18 protein-coding genes are annotated in these 17,016 nt (G+C 65.4%); 13 read left to right on the plus strand and 5 right to left on the minus strand.

Annotation, left to right across the window (positions count from 1 at the left end):
- Positions 1-126 precede the first annotated feature (126 nt).
- From murU to ACFPPB_RS04895, 3 genes are all read right to left on the minus strand, one after another.
- Complete coding sequence (murU, locus tag ACFPPB_RS04885) at positions 127-831, minus strand: N-acetylmuramate alpha-1-phosphate uridylyltransferase MurU (protein ID WP_377324921.1); 705 nt, start codon at positions 829-831, stop codon at positions 127-129.
- The gene (locus ACFPPB_RS04890) at positions 828-1,871 is read right to left on the minus strand and encodes an aminoglycoside phosphotransferase family protein (RefSeq protein WP_377324923.1); all 1,044 of its coding nucleotides are present in this window, start codon (positions 1,869-1,871) and stop codon (positions 828-830) included. Before ACFPPB_RS04890 ends, murU begins: the two co-directional genes overlap by 4 nt.
- A gap of 90 nt (positions 1,872-1,961) precedes the next feature.
- Entirely contained in the window at positions 1,962-2,300 is a 339-nt protein-coding gene (locus tag ACFPPB_RS04895) for a P-II family nitrogen regulator (RefSeq protein ID WP_377324925.1), read from the minus strand.
- 242 nt (positions 2,301-2,542) lie between these two features.
- Here ACFPPB_RS04895 and ACFPPB_RS04900 point away from each other — a divergent pair, with 242 nt between their 5' ends.
- The 10 genes from ACFPPB_RS04900 (at position 2,543) to ACFPPB_RS04945 (ending at position 11,287) form a co-directional block, all read left to right on the plus strand.
- Complete coding sequence (locus ACFPPB_RS04900) at positions 2,543-3,004, plus strand: SUF system Fe-S cluster assembly regulator (RefSeq protein ID WP_377324927.1); 462 nt, start codon at positions 2,543-2,545, stop codon at positions 3,002-3,004.
- Positions 3,005-3,012: 8 nt separating this feature from the next.
- The gene (gene sufB / locus ACFPPB_RS04905) at positions 3,013-4,479 is read left to right on the plus strand and encodes a Fe-S cluster assembly protein SufB (protein WP_377324929.1); all 1,467 of its coding nucleotides are present in this window, start codon (positions 3,013-3,015) and stop codon (positions 4,477-4,479) included.
- Complete coding sequence (locus ACFPPB_RS04910) at positions 4,476-4,982, plus strand: transthyretin-like family protein (RefSeq protein WP_377324931.1); 507 nt, start codon at positions 4,476-4,478, stop codon at positions 4,980-4,982. The genes sufB and ACFPPB_RS04910 overlap by 4 nt, the downstream gene beginning before the upstream one ends.
- 2 nt (positions 4,983-4,984) lie before the next feature.
- A complete protein-coding gene (gene sufC / locus ACFPPB_RS04915; protein ID WP_377325053.1) occupies positions 4,985-5,737 on the plus strand; it encodes a Fe-S cluster assembly ATPase SufC in 753 nt (250 codons plus the stop codon).
- Positions 5,734-7,056: a Fe-S cluster assembly protein SufD gene (gene sufD, locus ACFPPB_RS04920; protein WP_377324933.1), complete on the plus strand. Its 1,323-nt coding sequence runs from the start codon at positions 5,734-5,736 to the stop codon at positions 7,054-7,056. The genes sufC and sufD overlap by 4 nt, the downstream gene beginning before the upstream one ends.
- A 124-nt stretch (positions 7,057-7,180) precedes the next feature.
- The gene (locus ACFPPB_RS04925; RefSeq protein ID WP_377324935.1) at positions 7,181-8,425 is read left to right on the plus strand and encodes a cysteine desulfurase; all 1,245 of its coding nucleotides are present in this window, start codon (positions 7,181-7,183) and stop codon (positions 8,423-8,425) included.
- An 83-nt stretch (positions 8,426-8,508) separates the two neighbouring features.
- Positions 8,509-9,423, plus strand: a complete 915-nt coding sequence (locus ACFPPB_RS04930; RefSeq protein ID WP_377324937.1) for an acyltransferase — start codon at positions 8,509-8,511, stop codon at positions 9,421-9,423.
- Positions 9,424-9,426: 3 nt separating this feature from the next.
- Positions 9,427-10,362, plus strand: coding sequence for a 2-dehydropantoate 2-reductase (gene panE / locus ACFPPB_RS04935; protein WP_377324939.1), 936 nt, complete (start codon positions 9,427-9,429; stop codon positions 10,360-10,362).
- A 65-nt stretch (positions 10,363-10,427) separates the two neighbouring features.
- Positions 10,428-10,976, plus strand: a complete 549-nt coding sequence (locus ACFPPB_RS04940) for a GNAT family N-acetyltransferase (RefSeq protein ID WP_377324941.1) — start codon at positions 10,428-10,430, stop codon at positions 10,974-10,976.
- Complete coding sequence (locus tag ACFPPB_RS04945) at positions 10,973-11,287, plus strand: non-heme iron oxygenase ferredoxin subunit (RefSeq protein ID WP_377324943.1); 315 nt, start codon at positions 10,973-10,975, stop codon at positions 11,285-11,287. The genes ACFPPB_RS04940 and ACFPPB_RS04945 overlap by 4 nt, the downstream gene beginning before the upstream one ends.
- A 28-nt stretch (positions 11,288-11,315) precedes the next feature.
- On the opposite strand, the gene ACFPPB_RS04950 is transcribed toward ACFPPB_RS04945, so the two are convergent.
- Positions 11,316-11,804 (minus strand): acyl-CoA thioesterase, encoded by a 489-nt coding sequence (locus ACFPPB_RS04950; protein WP_377324945.1) that lies wholly within the window; start codon positions 11,802-11,804, stop codon positions 11,316-11,318.
- Positions 11,801-14,743 (minus strand): excinuclease ABC subunit UvrA, encoded by a 2,943-nt coding sequence (gene uvrA, locus ACFPPB_RS04955; protein WP_377324947.1) that lies wholly within the window; start codon positions 14,741-14,743, stop codon positions 11,801-11,803. The genes ACFPPB_RS04950 and uvrA overlap by 4 nt, the downstream gene beginning before the upstream one ends.
- A gap of 328 nt (positions 14,744-15,071) precedes the next feature.
- Here uvrA and rplU point away from each other — a divergent pair, with 328 nt between their 5' ends.
- The 3 genes from rplU (at position 15,072) to cgtA (ending at position 17,007) form a co-directional block, all read left to right on the plus strand.
- A complete protein-coding gene (gene rplU, locus ACFPPB_RS04960; protein WP_377324949.1) occupies positions 15,072-15,386 on the plus strand; it encodes a 50S ribosomal protein L21 in 315 nt (104 codons plus the stop codon).
- Between the two features lie 18 nt (positions 15,387-15,404).
- On the plus strand, positions 15,405-15,662 hold the full coding sequence (gene rpmA / locus ACFPPB_RS04965; protein ID WP_377324951.1) for a 50S ribosomal protein L27: 258 nt from the start codon (positions 15,405-15,407) through the stop codon (positions 15,660-15,662).
- Positions 15,663-15,927: 265 nt separating this feature from the next.
- Complete coding sequence (gene cgtA / locus ACFPPB_RS04970) at positions 15,928-17,007, plus strand: Obg family GTPase CgtA (RefSeq protein WP_377324953.1); 1,080 nt, start codon at positions 15,928-15,930, stop codon at positions 17,005-17,007.
- The last annotated feature ends 9 nt before the right edge of the window (positions 17,008-17,016 follow it).

Genomic DNA, 17,016 nt, shown 5'->3' on the forward strand with positions numbered 1-17,016 from the left:
TTTCGTCGGCTATGCGTTGTGGGAGCGGCTTCAGCCGCGACAGCTCCACAGCAGTTCGCCCGCAAAGCATCGCGGCTAAAGCCGCTCCCACAAGTTTGATGGTTGTTGCATGCGTGCGCGTTGGCATTACCCGCGCAGTTCCGATTCCAACTGTGCCAGCCGCTCCAGCGTCCCAACGTCAGTCCATTCGCCGCGATGGTGCGAGCCGTCGACCTTTCCGCGCGTGATCGCTTTTTCCAGCAGGGGCCGCAGCTTGAAGCGCGGCGGTTTCGCGTCGGCGCTTGACACATCGCCGACGGCTTCGGGCCAGCCGTCCAGCAGCTCGCGGCGGAACACGCCGATGCCGCTGTAGGTGAGCCGGGGTTCGCCGCCGTCGTGGAGCCGGTTTTGTGCGTCCAGCCGGAAATCGCCGTGCGGGTGGTGCGCGGGGTTGTCTGCCATCAGCAGATGCGCGAGGCCCTGGGGCTCAGCGGGAAGAACGGTGAAATCCGCGTCGCACCATACGTCGCCGCTCACCACGAGAAATGGTTGTGGACCCAGCAGCGGTAGCGCGTTCAACATGCCGCCGCCGGTTTCCAGTGGCGTCGGGCCTTCGTAGGCGTAGCGGATACGCAAGCCCCAGCGTGAGCCGTCGCCCAGCGCATCGGGGAACTGTTCGGCCAGGTGCGAGGTGTTGATCACCACGTAATGCACGCCCGCCGCGGCGAGCTTTTCCAGATGCCATACGATCAGCGGCTTGCCGTTCACCGGCAGCAGCGGTTTGGGCATGCGATCGGTCAGCGGCCGCATGCGCTCACCGAGGCCGGCGGCGAAGATCAGCGCGTGCCTCATGCGGCCACCGGCAAGTGCAGATCGCGTTCACCCACGCACCGCCGGAGCAGCGCCACGAATTCGGCCAGCTCGGGATAACGAGAGGCCACCTCGATCACGTAGCCGTATACGCGCGGCAGGTCGTCGAGATAACCGGGCTTGCCATCGCGGTAGCACAACCGGCAGAAGAGGCCGAGCACCTTGATGTGCCGCTGCAGACCGATCAGGTCGAACCAGTGCAGGAAGCGTTCGGAGGTGACATCCGCAGCAATCAGCCGTGCCGCCTGCAGGCGGTGCCGATAGCTCTCGACCCAGGCTTCGACACGTACGCGATCCCACACGATGTAGCAGTCGCGCAGCAGCGAGGCGAGGTCGTAGGTGATCGGGCCGACCAGTGCGCCCTGGAAATCGATGATGCCGGGGTTCCACAACTTCGGCGCGCTGGTTCCCGGATTGTCGGCTCCGACGATCAGCAGGTTGCGGCTGTGGTAGTCGCGGTGCACGAAGCAGCGTGGCTGTTCCATTGCGTTGCGCAGCAGCACGGTGAATGCGGACTCCAGCACGTCCCATTCCTCGCACTCGGGCGTGTGGCCGAGGTGCCGACCGAGCAGCCACTCCGGCATGATCTCCAGCTCGCGCTGCAGGAACGCATGATCGTACGGCTGCATGCCGGTCACGTCCGCATCGCGCTGCATGCACAGCAGCGCGTCCATGGCGTCGCCGTACAGTGCATCCACCGTGCTGTCGTTCAAGGCCGGCAGGTACAGCTGCGATCCGAGATCTTCGATCAGCAGGAAGCCTAGCGCGAGATCACGCGCATGCACCGCCGGCACGTGCAGGCCGGCCGCGGACAGTCGCGCGCCGATTTCCAGCCAGGGTTGCGGATCCTCCTGCGCCGGTGGCGAGTCCATCACGATCCAGCTGCGGCCGTCGTGGCGGGTCCGCCAGTAACTGCGGAAACTGGCGTCGGCCGAGGCGGATGCCAGGGTCAGCGCGTTGTCGCCCAGTACCTGGCGAGTCCAGGCGAGGCGGGCGACGGCGCGGTCGGGCGTTTGAGTCATGGCAACAAGAAATGGGAAGACCGCGCCAGCTTAGCGAGCCGCCGGCGCAGTGGCGAGATGCTCTCGCTCAGCACAGCTGCGACGATGGCTTCACAGCGCGTCGGCGTCGAGCTCCTGCGTACGGATGCGGATGACCTGGTCCAGCGTGCCGACAAAAATCTTCCCGTCGCCGATCCTGCCGGTGCGGGCCGCCGTGCTGATCGCCTCGATCGCATGGTCGAGACGATCGTCGCTCACCGCCACTTCGATCTTCAGCTTGGGCAGGAAATCGACCACGTATTCGGCGCCGCGGTACAGCTCGCTATGTCCGTGCTGGCGACCGAAGCCTTTTACTTCGGTCACCGTCATCCCCTGTACGCCGGCTTCGGCCAGTGCTTCGCGCACGTCGTCCAGCGTGAACGGCTTGATGATGGCCGTGATCCTTTTCATGTCGCGCTCCCGCGCCGTGAGTCTTATTGCTACGTGGCAGCACGATGCATGCCAGTGCCCAAACGCGGGGGCGGGGCAGCGTTTCTACGGACGGGTATTGCATCGATGGCTTTGCATGCACGACCCGCGGGCAACCGATTAATGGACGTTGCCCGATCATGGTGCATGGCGCTGATTGACCGCGCCGCGCCAAATCAGTACCATTTTAGTCCCGATTCAGGCGTCCAGGCCCGAGCGTACCCATGCTTCGCGTCAGCCGACTTACCGATTACGCCACCGTAGTGATGACCTGCATCGCCGCGCATCCGGCCGACGTGCTCAGCACGGCGCAGATCGCCGACGAAACGCATCTGGAGCTGCCGACGGTGAGCAAGCTGCTGAAGGCGCTGAGCCATGCCGCCCTGGTCGAGTCGTTCCGCGGCGTCAACGGCGGCTACCGGTTGGCCAGGCCGGCCAGCGAGATATCGCTGGCCGAGATCGTCGAGGCGCTGGAGGGCCCGATCGGCATGACCGAGTGCAGCGCAGGCGAGGGCCAGTGCGATCGCGAATCGCAATGCGGCGTGCGCGGCAGCTGGCAGCGGATCAACAGCGTGCTGGACAACGCGCTGCGCGCGGTCAGCCTGGCCGAGATGCTCAGGCCGTTGCCGCCGCATACCCGAAAGATCGCGGTCACCGTGAAAACCGGCGAGACCATCACCGAATGAACAGCAGCATGAACAACGAGAGCAGCACCGCCGCCACGCTTCGTGGCAACGCCGGCGTTGCCGAGGCCCTTGGCCGCGGCTATGCGGCCGGCTTCGTCACCGATATCGAGATGACCGGCTTGCCGCCGGGCCTGAACGAAGAAACCGTCCGCCAGATTTCCGCGATCAAGCAGGAGCCGGCATGGATGACCGAGTGGCGGCTCGAGGCCTATCGTCACTGGCTGACCATGCCGAAGCCGGACTGGGCCAAGCTCAACATCGATCCGATCGACTACCAGGCGATCAGCTACTACGCCGCGCCCAAGGCCGGACCGAAGTCGCTGGCCGAGGTCGACCCGGCATTGCTGGAAACCTACGAGAAGCTGGGCATCCCGCTGCACGAGCGCGCCGCGCTGGCCGGTGTGGCGGTGGATGCGGTGTTCGACTCGGTCTCGGTCGGCACCACCTTCCGCAAGCAGCTGGCCGAGGCCGGCGTACTGTTCTGCTCGATGAGCGAGGCGATCCGCGAATACCCGGAACTGGTGAGGAAATACCTGGGCAGCGTGGTGCCCACCGGCGACAACTTCTTCGCCGCGCTGAACTCGGCGGTGTTCTCCGACGGCAGCTTCGTGTTCATCCCGAAGGGTGTGCGTTGCCCGATGGAGCTGTCCACCTATTTCCGCATCAACGCGCAGAACACCGGTCAGTTCGAACGCACCCTGATCGTGGCCGAGGAAGGCAGCCACGTGTCCTATCTGGAAGGCTGCACCGCGCCGAAGCGCGACGAGAACCAGCTGCATGCGGCGGTGGTGGAACTCGTGGCGCTGGAGAAGGCGCAGATCAAGTACTCCACCGTGCAGAACTGGTATCCGGGCGACGAGAACGGCGTCGGCGGCATCTACAACTTCGTCACCAAGCGCGGCGACTGCCGCGGCGACGATTCGAAGATCAGCTGGACCCAGGTCGAAACCGGTTCGGCGATCACCTGGAAATACCCCAGCGTGGTGCTGCGCGGCGACCGCTCGGTGGGCGAGTTCTACTCGGTGGCACTGACCCATCACTTCCAGCAGGCCGACACCGGCACCAAGATGATCCACCTGGGCAAGCACACCAAGTCGAAGATCGTCGCCAAGGGCATCAGCGCCGGGCGCAGCTCCAACAGCTATCGTGGCCTGGTCAAGATGGAGAAGGGCGCGGAGGGTGCGCGCAACTACACCCAGTGTGATTCGCTGCTGATCGGCAAGAAATGCGGCGCGCACACCTTCCCATACATAGAAGTGAAGAATCCGACGGCCATCGTCGAGCACGAAGCCACCACCTCGAAGATCTCCGACGACCAGATGTTCTACTGCCGCTCGCGCGGCATCGGCGAGGAAGATGCCGTGTCGATGATCGTCGACGGCTTCTGCAAGCAGGTGTTCCGCGAACTGCCGATGGAGTTCGCGGTGGAGGCGAAGAAGCTGCTCGAGGTATCGCTGGAAGGGGCAGTGGGATGAAACCGTTCCATCGATCCTTGATGTGCGTCATGTACGCGGGACTGGCCGGCTGCGTACCCTGGCCGCATCACTACCTGACCGCACCGCGGATTACCGGCACGGTCGTCGAGGCGGGCCAGCCCGTGGCCGGCGCGCACATACAGCTGGCCGATGTGCTGGATGAGTCCGGCGAGCCTGCACCCGGCGCAAGGAAGCAGGAGGTCGTCGCCGATGCGCAAGGGCATTTCACGGTGGGTCCGATCCGGCGGTTCGCGTGGAGCGCCCACGTACCGGTTCTGACCGTCACGCAAAACACCGTGCCGTGGGGGTTGCGGCTGTCGACGGATGGCCGGTCCTTTCGGGCCGGCTGGCTGTCGGATCCGTCGCTGTTCGGTGAAGTATTGGAAGTTCCCATCGTGGCCACGTGCGATTTGAGTGCGGCAGGCAAATCCAGCGTCATCGAGGGTTACAAGTCTCTGGTAGGCAACGGGCCGTGCGAGCTGGCGGCGGAATCGAAGAAATGAACATGCTGAAAATCGAAAACCTGCACGCCCGCGTCGAAGGCAGGGAAATCCTCAAAGGCCTCAGCCTCAGCGTGAATGCGGGCGAAGTGCACGCGATCATGGGGCCGAACGGCGCCGGCAAATCGACCCTGGGCAACGTACTGTCCGGCCGCGAAGGTTACGAGGTGACCGCCGGCAGCGTGACCTACGACGGCACCGATCTGCTGGCGCTGGAGCCGGAGGCGCGCGCCGCCGCCGGCGTATTCCTGGCGTTCCAGTACCCGGTGGAGATTCCCGGCGTCAACAACACCTATTTCCTGCGCGCTGCCTTCAACGCGCAGCGCAAGGCGCGCGGCGAGAAGGAATTCGATTCGATGCAGTTCCTCAAGCTGGTGCGCGAGAAGCTGAAGGTGATGCAGATCTCCGACGAGCTATTGCACCGCGCGGTCAACGAAGGCTTTTCCGGCGGCGAGAAAAAGCGCAACGAGATCTTCCAGATGGCGGTGCTGGAACCGCGGCTGGCGATCCTCGACGAGACCGATTCGGGGCTGGACATCGACGCGCTCAAGCATGTCGCCGACGGCGTCAACGCACTGCGCTCGCCCGATCGCGCGTTCCTGATGATCACCCACTATCAGCGGCTGCTCGACTACGTGGTGCCGGATTTCGTGCACGTGCTGGCCGATGGACGCATCGTCGAAAGCGGCGACAAGTCGCTGGCCTTGAAGCTGGAAGAACACGGCTACGCCGGCCTCGGCGCGGGAGCCCCGGCATGAGTCAGCCGGTACCGCTGCCGTTGGTCGAGTCCCTGCTCGATGCACCGCTGCCGGCCAGCGGCATCGCCTGGCTGGATGCGGCGCGGCAGCAGAATCGTGAGGCATTCGCCGCCGCCGGCTTGCCCGACACGCGGGTGGAGGCGTGGAAATACACCGCGCTGCGGGCGCTGGGTCAGCGCCGCTTTACCCATGGCGATGCCGCCGCCGCGACGCGTACGGTGGATGCGTCGACGTTCGCGCTGCCTGGCGTCGATGGGCCGCGGCTGGTGTTCGTCAACGGCGTGTTTCGTGCGGATCTGTCGGCGGTCGACACGTTGCCGGCCGGGTTGACCCTGCAGCCATTGTCCCACGCGTTGCGCGGCGATGCGGAACCGTTGCGTTTCGCGCTCTCACGGCCGGCTTTGATCGGGGATGTCCGCGAGGCAGGCGATGCGTTTGCCCGGGTCAACGCCGCCAGTGCGGCCGACGGCGTGGTGTTGCGTGTCGCCGCCAACGTGAAGGTCGCTGCACCGGTACAGCTGGTGTTCGTCGGCGCGGCGGCCGACATCGAACTCGCCTGGCATCTGCGCAACGTGATCGAGCTGGGCGAGGCCGCCGAGCTGAGCCTGATCGAGCAGCACGTTTCCGGCGACGGGCCGGCGCAGCTGGCCACCCTGGTGAGCGACATCGACGTGCGCGAAGGTGCGCGGCTGCATCACACGGTGTTGCAGAACGTCGCCGTCGACACCAGCCTGATTCGTCGCAGCAGCGTGCGCCTGCACGCGCGTGCCCATGCGATGCTGCATGTGCTCGAGCTGGGCGGCGCATTGGTGCGCCATGACCTGCGCGCCGAGCTGATCGGTGACGGGGCGCGGTTCGATACCCGCGGCGTGTTCATGCCGCGCGGCCGCCAGCATATCGACACCCAGCTGGCGATCCGCCATCAGGCGCTGAATACCGCGTCCACCTCGAACTGGCGCGGCGTCGCCAACGACCGCGCCCGCGGCGTATTCCGCGGTGCGATCATGGTGGCGCCCGGTGCCGACGGCAGTGACGCCAGCCTCGGCAACAAGAACCTGCTGCTGTCGCCCGGCGCCGAGATCGATACCAAGCCGGAACTGGAGATCCACGCCGACGAGGTGAAGGCCGCGCACGGTGCCACCGTCGGCCAGCTCGACGAGCGCTCGCTGTTCTATCTGCGCTCGCGCGGCATTCCGCTGGCTGAAGCGCGCGCGCTGTTGACCGCCGCCTTCTGCCGCGCGGTGCTGGACGATTTGCCTAACGAGGCGTTGCGCGAGCATCTGTCGGTCATGCTGGTCGCGCAATTGCCGAATGCCTGATCCTCACTTCCCATGCTTTCAGTGATGCTGGATGCTGGGAGACGCCGTAAAACCCTCCCCCCGCGGGGAGAGGGCAGGGGTGAGGGGCCACTCTCGCGCCGAACCACATCGAAGCGAACACGCCATGACGAATGCCCCAGCCACCCCCACCGTCTTCGACGTCCAGCGCATCCGCGCGGATTTTCCGCTGCTTGCGCGCAGCGTGCACGGCAAGCCGCTGGTATATCTCGACAACGCCAATACCAGCCAGAAACCGGCGTCGGTGATCGAGGCGGTGAATGCGCACTATCGCGAGCACAACGCGAACGTGGCGCGTGCGGTGCATCAGCTCGGCGAGGAGGCCACCGCCGCTTACGAAGGCGCACGCGACAAGCTGGCGCGTTTCATCAACGCGACGTCGCGCAACGAGTTGATCCTCACCTCCGGCACCACCCAGTCGATCAATCTGGTCGCCTACAGCTATGCGTTGCCGCGGCTGAAGGCCGGCGATGCGATCCTCACCACGGTGATGGAACACCACGCGAACATCGTGCCGTGGCAGCTGGTCGCCGCGCGCAGCGGCGCCACGGTCAAGGCGGCGCCGATCGACGAGCGCGGCGAGCTGATCGTCGAGAAGTACATCGAGATGCTGACGCCGGAGGTGAAGCTGGCCTGCGTCACCCATGTCTCGAATGTGCTGGGCACGGTCAATCCGGTGCGCGAGATCGCCCGCGAATGCAGGAAGCGCGGCATCGCGCTGCTGGTCGACGGCTCGCAGGCCGCGCCGCATCGGCCGGTCGACGTGCAGGCGCTGGGCTGCGATTTTTACGCGATCACCGGCCACAAGATGCTCGGTCCCACCGGCACCGGCGCGCTGTGGGCCAGGCGCGAACATCTCGAAGCGATGCCGCCGTTCTTCGGCGGCGGCGAGATGATCCGCGAAGTCAGCTTCAGCGGCACCACGTTTGCCGCGCCGCCGCACAAGTTCGAGGCCGGCACGCCGAACATCGCCGGTTTCGTCGGCCTGGCGGCGGCCATCGACTACTACGAATCGGTGGGCTTCGGCGCGATCCACGCGTGGGAGCAGAACCTGCTCGCCTACGCCACCGAACGTCTGCGCGAGATTCCCGGCCTGCGCATCTTCGGCGAGGCCAGGGAAAAGGAGCCGGTGGTCTCCTTCCTGCTGGAAGGCGCGCAGGCCACCGACATGGCCACCCTGCTCGACCTGCAGGGCGTCGCCGTGCGCTCGGGCCATCACTGCGCGCATCCGCTGATGCAGTTCTACGGCGTACCCGCCACGCTGCGCGCGTCGCTGGCGTTCTACAACACGCGCGAGGAAATCGACACGTTCATCGTCGCGCTGCTCAAGGTGCGCAAGCTGCTGATGTAAGGCTGCGGCGGAAGTTCGAATGGTTCCGTCATCGCCGACAGGGCATTATCCTGCCGTATCCCCCGACCGATCCCACCGATCCCATGTTCGCCAAGCTCCCCGGCCTGATCCGCATTCCGCTCGCGTCGCTGCTGCTGGCGGTCAATATCGTGCTGCACGTGACGGCGTTGTTCGTGTTTACGCTGTTCAAGGTGATCGTGCCGATCCGCGCGATACGGCTGGCCTGCTCGCGCGTGCTGGTCGTCATCGCGGAAAGCTGGATCGGCGTCAACAACCGGCTGTTCGACGGCTTCACCCGCATCCGCTGGCAGATCGACGGACTCGCCGGCCTGCGTCGCGACGGCAATTACCTGGTGTTGTGCAATCACCAGAGCTGGGTGGACATCCCGGTGTTGCAGAAGGTATTCAACCGGCGCATCCCGTTCCTGCGTTTCTTCCTCAAGCAGCAGCTGATCTGGGTGCCGCTGCTGGGGCCGGCCTGGTGGGCGCTGGATTTCCCTTTCATGAAGCGCTATTCGAGGGAAACCCTGCTCAGGCATCCCGAGCTGCAGGGCAAGGACAGGGAGGCGACCCGGCTCGCCTGCGAGAAATTCCGCCACATGCCGGTGTCGGTGATGAACTTTGCCGAAGGAACCCGTTTCACGCCGGCCAAGCATGACGCGCAGTCCTCGCCTTACCGGTACCTGCTGCGGCCCAAGGCCGGCGGCCTGGCGTTCGTGCTGGACGCGATGGGCGATGCTCTGCACGCGATCCTCGACGTCACCATCGTCTATCCGGAAGGCCCGTGCACGATGATGGATCTGATCGCCGGACGCGTGCACGACATCCGTGTACATGTGCGCGAGCTTCCGATCGAGGCCGGGTTGACCGGCGATTACGACGAAGACACGGCGTTTCGCGGGCGCGTCAAACTGTGGGTGAACACCTTGTGGCGCGAAAAAGATGCCCAGGCGGCGCGCATGCACACGGCGGCAAACCCCGTACTGAAAGGAGCTTGATCCATGCGTATCCTGGTTGTTGGCGCGGGTGCCACCGGTGGCTATTTTGGCGGACGTCTGAGGCAGCATGGGCGCGACGTGACGTTCCTGGTGCGCGAGCGGCGTGCGGCGCAGCTGGCGCGGCACGGCCTGGCGATCCGAAGCGCGACCGGAGACGCGGATCTGCCGGCACCGCCGACCGTACTGGCCGCCGATCTGCATGCGACGTACGACCTGATCGTGCTGAGCTGCAAGGCCTACGGCCTAGAACAGGCGATGGCCGACATCGCGCCGGCGGTAGGCCCGGATACGGCGATCCTGCCGCTGCTCAACGGCATGCGCCAGCTGGATCTGCTCGAGGCGCGGTTCGGCGCGCAATGCGTGCTGGGCGGCCAGTGCGTGATCGCCGCCACGCTGGACAAGGACGGCGCGGTGCGGCATCTCAATACCTCGCACAGCCTGACTTTCGGCGAGCGCGACGGCAGCGCCTCCGGGCGCATGCGCGCGATCACCTCGACATTGTCGGAGGCGGGCTTCGATGCGCGCCCCAGCCACACGATCCTGCAGGACATGTGGGACAAATGGGTGTTCCTGGCTTCGCTGGCCGGCATCACCTGCCTGCTCCGCGGATCGGTCGGTGCCATCGTGGCGGCGCCCGGCGGCCGCGCCGCGGCACTCAGCCTGCTGGAAGAATGCCGGGCGGTGGCGGAACGTTGCGGCCACGCGCCGGGCGAGGCGACCATGCAACGTGCCCGCAGTGTGCTGACCGAAGCCGGTTCGAGTCTGACCGCATCGATGCTGCGCGACCTGCAGCACGGGCATGCGATCGAGGCCGACCATGTGATCGGCGACATGCTGGCCCGCGCCGATCGGCAGCGCGACGAACACTCCTTGCTGGCGGTGGCCTATGCGCATCTGAAGATCTACGAAGCCGGCAGGACGCGAGCACCGGCGTCCTGACGGCGTACGCTGGGAGCTGCTGCAGATCATGGTGACGCCGGCCGCAGGGGCATTATCATCGGCCGATGAGCGAACCTACTTTCCCCGCATTCCGCGCAGCCGGGGCTGCCGATATCCCCGCCATCGTGGCGCTGGTCGAATCCGCTTATCGTGGCGATTCGGGCCGGCGCGGCTGGACCACCGAATCGGAATTGCTCGATGGCCGGCGTACCGATGTGCAAGCCGTCGGCGAGCTCGTGAGCCGGCCCGGCAGCTGCGTGCTGCTGGCCGAGCGCGATGGCCGGTTGATCGCCAGCGCGCATGTGGAGCGCCAGGGCGAGTCCGGTTATTTCGGCATGTTCGCGGTCGATCCCGACCGGCAGGGCGGCGGCCTGGGCAAGGCCGTGCTCGCCGAAGCCGAACGCATCGCGCGCGAGCAGTGGCGGTGCCGCGCGATGCGCATGACGGTGATCGAACAGCGCGCCGAACTGATCGCCTGGTATGAGCGCCGCGGCTATCGGCGCAGCGGCGAATACCAGCCGTTTCCCTACGGCGACGAGCGCTTCGGCATTCCGCGCCGCGACGATCTGCGCTTCGAGGTGCTGGTGAAGGATCTGATCGGGCAGCCGGCATGAACGGCTGGGTCAAAGTCGGCACGCGCAGCGAATTGCTGCCGGGTGAATTCAAGGTGGTGTGGGACGGCGACACGCCGATCGCGGTCTACAACATCGATGGCGCACTGTATGCGGTCGAGGATACCTGCACGCACGACGGCGGGGACCTGGCCGGTGGCGAGGTGTTCGGCTTCGAGGTGGAATGTCCACGGCATGGCGCGCGCTTCGACCTGCGTACCGGTGCCGTGACGAAACCGCCGGCATACGAACCGATCGCGAGTTTTCCGGTGCGCGAAGAGGATGGCGCGATCTGGGTGCGGGACGATCGGTGAGGTCGTGCGTCCCAGCAACCGGACGCATCTAGCCGACGGAGCCGCGGATGGCGTCGGGTAGCGGCACCGATTTGCCGCTGGCAGGATTCATCCACACCAGCACCACCTGGCCGTCGCTGTACAGCCGGTCTGCGTCACCCGCATCGACAATGCGGTGCGCGACCGTCATCGAGCTGTTGCCCAGTCGCGTGCAACGCAGCTCCACGTGCAGCCGCGCCGGCCATGCGATCGATTGCCGGTAGTTGACTTCACAGGCGGCCAGCACGGGCATCGACAGCTCGTCGAACCACGGGCCCGGTACGTGCTTGAGCCACTGCAGGCGCGCCTCTTCCAGGTAGGTGAGGTAGGTGGCGTTGTTGACGTGGTTGAACGCATCCAGGTCGCTCCAGCGCACCTCGATCGACGCGACGATGAGGGGCTTGACGACGGTCGCCGTCGGCACCGCCTCGACGGTTTCGGGCACGGCGGCGAGCTCGCCGTCGTTCTTCGGTTGCCGGACCGATTTGCGCGGACTCATGAACGTTTCTTCCTTGGCATCGGCTTGTACTTGTCGGCCGAGGCGATGTGCTTGGTCGCCGCCTTGACCCGCTTTTCCGCGCCCGGAGCCCGAGCGCCCTTGTTCGCCTTGGCGGTCTTCAGGTGCGGTGCGAGGAAATGCCCGGTGTGCGATTCGGGCGTGGCCGCCACCGTCTCAGGCGTGCCGGCGACCAGGATGCGGCCGCCGCCGGCGCCGCCTTCGGGGCCGAGGTCGACCACCCAGTCGGCGGTCTTGATCACGTCGAGGTTGTGTTCGATCACCACCACGGTGTTGCCCTGGTCGACCAGCTGGTGCAGCACGTCGAGCAGTTGCTCGATGTCGTGGAAGTGCAGGCCGGTGGTGGGTTCGTCGAGGATGTACAAGGTGCTTCCGGTGTCGCGCTTGGACAGTTCCTTGGACAGCTTAACGCGCTGCGCTTCGCCGCCGGACAGCGTGGTCGCGCTCTGGCCGAGCTTGATGTAGTCGAGGCCCACGGCACGCAGCGTGTCGAGCTTGCGCGCGATGGTCGGTACGTTCTCGAACAGCTTCAGTGCGTCTTCCACCGTCATGTCGAGCACGTCGGCAATGGTGTGGCCCTTGTACAGGATCTCCAGCGTCTCGCGGTTGTAGCGCTTGCCGTGGCAGACGTCGCAAGGCACGTAGACATCCGGCAGGAAGTGCATCTCCACCTTGATCATGCCGTCGCCCTCGCAAGCCTCGCAGCGGCCGCCGCGCACATTGAAGCTGAAGCGGCCGGGCGTGTAGCCGCGTGAACGCGCTTCCGGCACCTGCGCGAACATCTCGCGCAGCGGAGTGAACAGGCCGGTGTAAGTGGCCGGATTGGAGCGCGGCGTGCGGCCGATCGGTGACTGGTCGATGTCGACCACCTTGTCGAACAGATCCATGCCGGCGACGGATTTGTACGGCGCCGGCTGGGTGCCGGCGCCATGCAGTTCGGTGGCAGCCAGGCGGAACAAGGTGTCGTTGATCAGGGTCGACTTGCCCGAGCCGGAAACACCGGTGACACAGGTGAACAAGCCGGCCGGAATCGCCAGGTCGACGTGCTTGAGGTTGTTGCCGCTGGCGCCCTTCAGGTGCAGCCAGGAGTCGCCGTCGATCGGCTGGCGCCGTTCCTTGGGCACCTCGACCGCGCGCGCGCCGGACAGGAACTGGCCAGTGACCGAGCGCGGCGAATCGAGCATGTCCTGCACCGTGCCCTGCGCCACGATCTCGCCGCCATGCACGCCGGCACCCGGGCCGATATCGAGCACGTGATCGGCCATGCGGATCGCATCCTCGTCGTGCTCGACCACGATCACGGTGTTGCCGAGGTCGCGCAGGCGCGTGAGCGTGCCGAGCAGGCGTTCGTTGTCGCGCTGATGCAAGCCGATCGAAGGTTCGTCCAGCACGTACATCACGCCGACCAGGCCGGCACCGATCTGCGAGGCCAGACGGATGCGCTGCGCCTCGCCACCGGAGAGGCTGTCCGCCTGCCGGTCCAGGGTGAGGTAGTTGAGGCCCACATCGTTGAGGAAGGTCAGCCGCTCGCGGATCTCCTTGATGATCTTCACCGCGATCTCGCCGCGCCAGCCGGCCAGCTTGAGGTCGGCGAAGAACGCCAATGCGTCGTCGATCGAGCGATGGGTCAGCGACGGCAGCGCATGGTCGGCGACGAACACGTTGCGCGCCGAGCGGTTCAGGCGCTGACCTTCGCAGGCCGGGCAGGGCTGGTCGCTGATGTATTTCGCCAGCTCCTCGCGCACGGCGGCGGATTCGGTCTCCTTGTAGCGCCGCTCCAGGTTCGGCAGGATGCCTTCGAAGGGATGCTCGCGGGTGACCTTGCCGCCCCGCTCGGTGATGTAGCGGAACGCGATCTTGTCGTTGCCGCTGCCATACAGAATGGCCTTCTGGACGTTCGCGGGAAGCTTGTGCCATGGTGTGTCGACATCGAAGCCGTAATGCGCCGCCAGCGACAGGATCAGCTGGAAATAGTGCGCGTTGCGCCGGTCCCAGCCGCGCACGGCGCCGTTGGACAACGGCAGCTCGGGATGGCCCACCACGCGCGCCGCGTCGAATACCTGAGTCACGCCCAGGCCGTCGCAGGACGGGCAGGCGCCGACCGGCGAGTTGAACGAGAACAGCCGCGGTTCCAGCTCCGGCAGCGAATAGTCGCAGACCGGGCAGGAATAGCGCGAGGACAGCAGCTGCTCGGCTGCCTTTCCATCATCCATGTTTACCACGATCACCAGGCCATCGCCGAGTCGCAATGCGGTCTCGAACGATTCGGCCAGCCGCTGCTTGATATCATCGCGCGGGCGGAAACGGTCGATCACCACTTCGATCGTGTGCTTCTGGCGCAATGTCAGCGGCGGCACGGCATCCAGATCGAACACGGTGCCGTCGACGCGGGCACGCACGAAGCCCTGCGCGCGCAGCTGGTCGAATACTTGTACGTGCTCGCCCTTGCGCTCGCGGATCACCGGTGCGAGCAGCATGAAGCGCTGCTCGGGATCCAGCGCCAGCATGGCGTCGACCATCTGGCTGACCGTCTGCGCCTCCAGCGGGATGCCGTGATCCGGGCAGCGCGGCGTGCCGACGCGGGCGTACAGCAGGCGCAGGTAGTCGTACACCTCGGTAATCGTGCCCACAGTGGACCGCGGGTTGTGCGAGGTGGATTTCTGCTCGATCGAAATGGCCGGCGACAAGCCTTCGATATGGTCGACGTCGGGCTTTTCCATCATCGACAGGAATTGCCGTGCATAGGCCGACAGCGATTCGACATAGCGTCGCTGGCCCTCGGCGTAGATCGTGTCGAACGCCAGCGACGACTTGCCGGAGCCGGATAGGCCGGTGATCACGATCAGTTTGTCGCGTGGCAGGTCGAGGTCGATGTTCTTGAGATTGTGCGTGCGTGCGCCGCGGATGCGAATGGTGTCCATGACGCCGTTATATGGGGGGGAACCTTTACTATACCAAGGAGTTTCGATAGTTCAGTGAAACCAGTGGGCTGAATCGGCGGACGGGGCCTTTTCCGCCGCCGATGACGCTGGTTTGCCGAAGCTCCAATCCCCCGGCAGGCGGCCGCCGACTGACTGGGCTGCGGAGCCTGCAGAGGGGCCGCCAGCGCGGTTCAGGCGAGGGTGGCCCGGTTTTTTTTGTGGTCAGTATTTGACCAGCGCGCAGGCAGGTCGTTATAATCCTCGGTTCGCCAGACCTGAATTTGGGTCATGGCGATACCCAAGAGAATAACGACAGAAGGGCATTCCCATGAGTTACGCAGTCATCAAGACCGGTGGCAAGCAGTACCGTGTGCAGCAGGGCGACGTGCTGCGCGTGGAGCTGTTGACCGCCGACGAAGGCGCCACCGTGAGCTTCGACCAGGTGTTGCTGGTCGGTTCCGGCGAGTCGGTCACCGTTGGTGCGCCGGTCGTCGAAGGCGCCAGCGTCAGCGCCACCGTTCGCAAGCACGGCCGTGCCGACAAGATCCGCATCATCAAATTCCGCCGCCGCAAGCATTACAAGCGTCAGCAGGGCCACCGTCAGCATTTCACCGAAATCGAGATCACAGGCATCAACGCCTGAGCACTGGAGCATTGAGTCATGGCACATAAAAAAGGCGTAGGTTCCAGCCGCAACGGTCGCGATTCGAACCCGAAATACCTGGGCGTGAAGATCTACGGTGGCCAGGCCATCGAAGCCGGCAACATCATCGTGCGTCAGCGCGGTACCCAGTTCCATCCGGGCACCGGCGTCGGTCTGGGTCGTGACCACACGCTGTTCGCGCTGGTCGACGGTACCGTCCAGTTTGCAGTTCGCGGCGAAAAGAACCGCCGTTTCGTCGACGTCGTCCCGGCATAAGCCTTGCGCGACGCGATAGCGAAGGCCCCGCTTCGGCGGGGCTTTTGTTTTGTACTGCCGGGAATCGGGAGTAGGGAATCGGGAAGGGTGAACGGCGGGCCTGTCGCAAGTCCCGTACCATGCACCCGATTGTCAGTATCTTCCGATTCCCGATTCCCGATTCCCGATTCCCGATTCCCGATTCCCGATTCCCGATTCCCGATTCCCGATTCCCGATTCCCGATTCCCGATTCCCGATTCCCGATTCTCCATTCACGGCACCCCAATGAAATTCGTCGACGAAGCCAATATCAAAGTCCAAGCCGGTGATGGCGGCAACGGCTGCATCAGCTTCCGCCGCGAGAAATTCATCCCGTTCGGCGGCCCCGACGGCGGGGATGGCGGCTATGGAGGTTCGGTCTGGCTGGTGGCGGACGAAGGCCTCAATACGCTGGTCGATTTCCGGCACCAGCGCAGCTTCAAGGCCCAGCGCGGCGAAAACGGCATGGGCAGCCAGATGTACGGCAAGGGCGGCGAAGACACCACGATTCGCGTACCGGTCGGCACCATGGTCACCAACGTCGATACCGACGAAGTGATCGGCGATCTCACCAGCCACGGCCAGCGTATGCTGGTGGCGCAAGGCGGTAAGGGCGGCCTGGGCAACATCCATTTCAAGACGTCGGTGAACCGCGCGCCGCGCAAGGCCACGCCGGGTACGCCTGGCGATGCGCGCGAGCTGAAGCTCGAATTGCGCTTGTTGGCCGACGTCGGCCTGCTCGGTTTTCCGAACGCCGGCAAGTCCACTTTCATCCGTGCGGTTTCCGCGGCCACGCCGCGGGTGGCGGATTATCCGTTCACCACATTGCATCCGAATCTCGGCGTGGTCAGCCTGGGCACCGATCAGAGCTTCGTGATCGCCGACATCCCCGGCCTGATCGAAGGCGCTTCCGAAGGTGCCGGACTGGGCATCCAGTTCCTGCGCCACGTGGCGCGCACCAGCCTGCTGCTGCACATCGTCGACATCGCGCCGATCGACGGCTCCGACGTGGTGGCCCAGGTACGCGCGATCGAACAGGAGCTGCAGAAGTTCAACCCGGAGCTGCTCGAACGCCCGTGCTGGCTGGTGCTGAACAAGGCCGACATGCTGCCCGAAGACGAGCGCGCCGCGGTCGCGCAGAAGATCATCGCCGAACTCGGCTGGACCCAGCCATGGTTCCTGGTCTCGGCGATCGCCCGCGAAAACACCATGGCCGTCTGCCAGCAGGTGCAGCGCTTCTTCGAGTCGCAGCGCGAGGAAAGCGTGGAGCGCACTGACATGCTGCCGAACGACGTGCGCCTGCGCGGGGAAGATCCGCCGCGCTGATCCTTTCGG

Source organism: Rhodanobacter terrae (assembly GCF_042657005.1).
GTDB classification, from domain to species: Bacteria; Pseudomonadota; Gammaproteobacteria; order Xanthomonadales; family Rhodanobacteraceae; genus Rhodanobacter; species Rhodanobacter terrae.

Excerpts from the sequence above, each read along its gene's own strand:
- murU (WP_377324921.1), bottom strand. The coding sequence starts at position 831 with ATGAGGCACGCGCTGATCTTCGCCGCCGGCCTCGGTGAGCGCATGCGG.
- ACFPPB_RS04890 (WP_377324923.1), bottom strand. The coding sequence starts at position 1,871 with ATGACTCAAACGCCCGACCGCGCCGTCGCCCGCCTCGCCTGGACTCGC.
- ACFPPB_RS04895 (WP_377324925.1), bottom strand. The coding sequence starts at position 2,300 with ATGAAAAGGATCACGGCCATCATCAAGCCGTTCACGCTGGACGACGTG.
- ACFPPB_RS04900 (WP_377324927.1), top strand. The coding sequence starts at position 2,543 with ATGCTTCGCGTCAGCCGACTTACCGATTACGCCACCGTAGTGATGACC.
- sufB (WP_377324929.1), top strand. The coding sequence starts at position 3,013 with ATGAACAACGAGAGCAGCACCGCCGCCACGCTTCGTGGCAACGCCGGC.
- ACFPPB_RS04910 (WP_377324931.1), top strand. The coding sequence starts at position 4,476 with ATGAAACCGTTCCATCGATCCTTGATGTGCGTCATGTACGCGGGACTG.
- sufC (WP_377325053.1), top strand. The coding sequence starts at position 4,985 with ATGCTGAAAATCGAAAACCTGCACGCCCGCGTCGAAGGCAGGGAAATC.
- sufD (WP_377324933.1), top strand. The coding sequence starts at position 5,734 with ATGAGTCAGCCGGTACCGCTGCCGTTGGTCGAGTCCCTGCTCGATGCA.
- ACFPPB_RS04925 (WP_377324935.1), top strand. The coding sequence starts at position 7,181 with ATGACGAATGCCCCAGCCACCCCCACCGTCTTCGACGTCCAGCGCATC.
- ACFPPB_RS04930 (WP_377324937.1), top strand. The coding sequence starts at position 8,509 with ATGTTCGCCAAGCTCCCCGGCCTGATCCGCATTCCGCTCGCGTCGCTG.
- panE (WP_377324939.1), top strand. The coding sequence starts at position 9,427 with ATGCGTATCCTGGTTGTTGGCGCGGGTGCCACCGGTGGCTATTTTGGC.
- ACFPPB_RS04940 (WP_377324941.1), top strand. The coding sequence starts at position 10,428 with ATGAGCGAACCTACTTTCCCCGCATTCCGCGCAGCCGGGGCTGCCGAT.
- ACFPPB_RS04945 (WP_377324943.1), top strand. The coding sequence starts at position 10,973 with ATGAACGGCTGGGTCAAAGTCGGCACGCGCAGCGAATTGCTGCCGGGT.
- ACFPPB_RS04950 (WP_377324945.1), bottom strand. The coding sequence starts at position 11,804 with ATGAGTCCGCGCAAATCGGTCCGGCAACCGAAGAACGACGGCGAGCTC.
- uvrA (WP_377324947.1), bottom strand. The coding sequence starts at position 14,743 with ATGGACACCATTCGCATCCGCGGCGCACGCACGCACAATCTCAAGAAC.
- rplU (WP_377324949.1), top strand. The coding sequence starts at position 15,072 with ATGAGTTACGCAGTCATCAAGACCGGTGGCAAGCAGTACCGTGTGCAG.
- rpmA (WP_377324951.1), top strand. The coding sequence starts at position 15,405 with ATGGCACATAAAAAAGGCGTAGGTTCCAGCCGCAACGGTCGCGATTCG.
- cgtA (WP_377324953.1), top strand. The coding sequence starts at position 15,928 with ATGAAATTCGTCGACGAAGCCAATATCAAAGTCCAAGCCGGTGATGGC.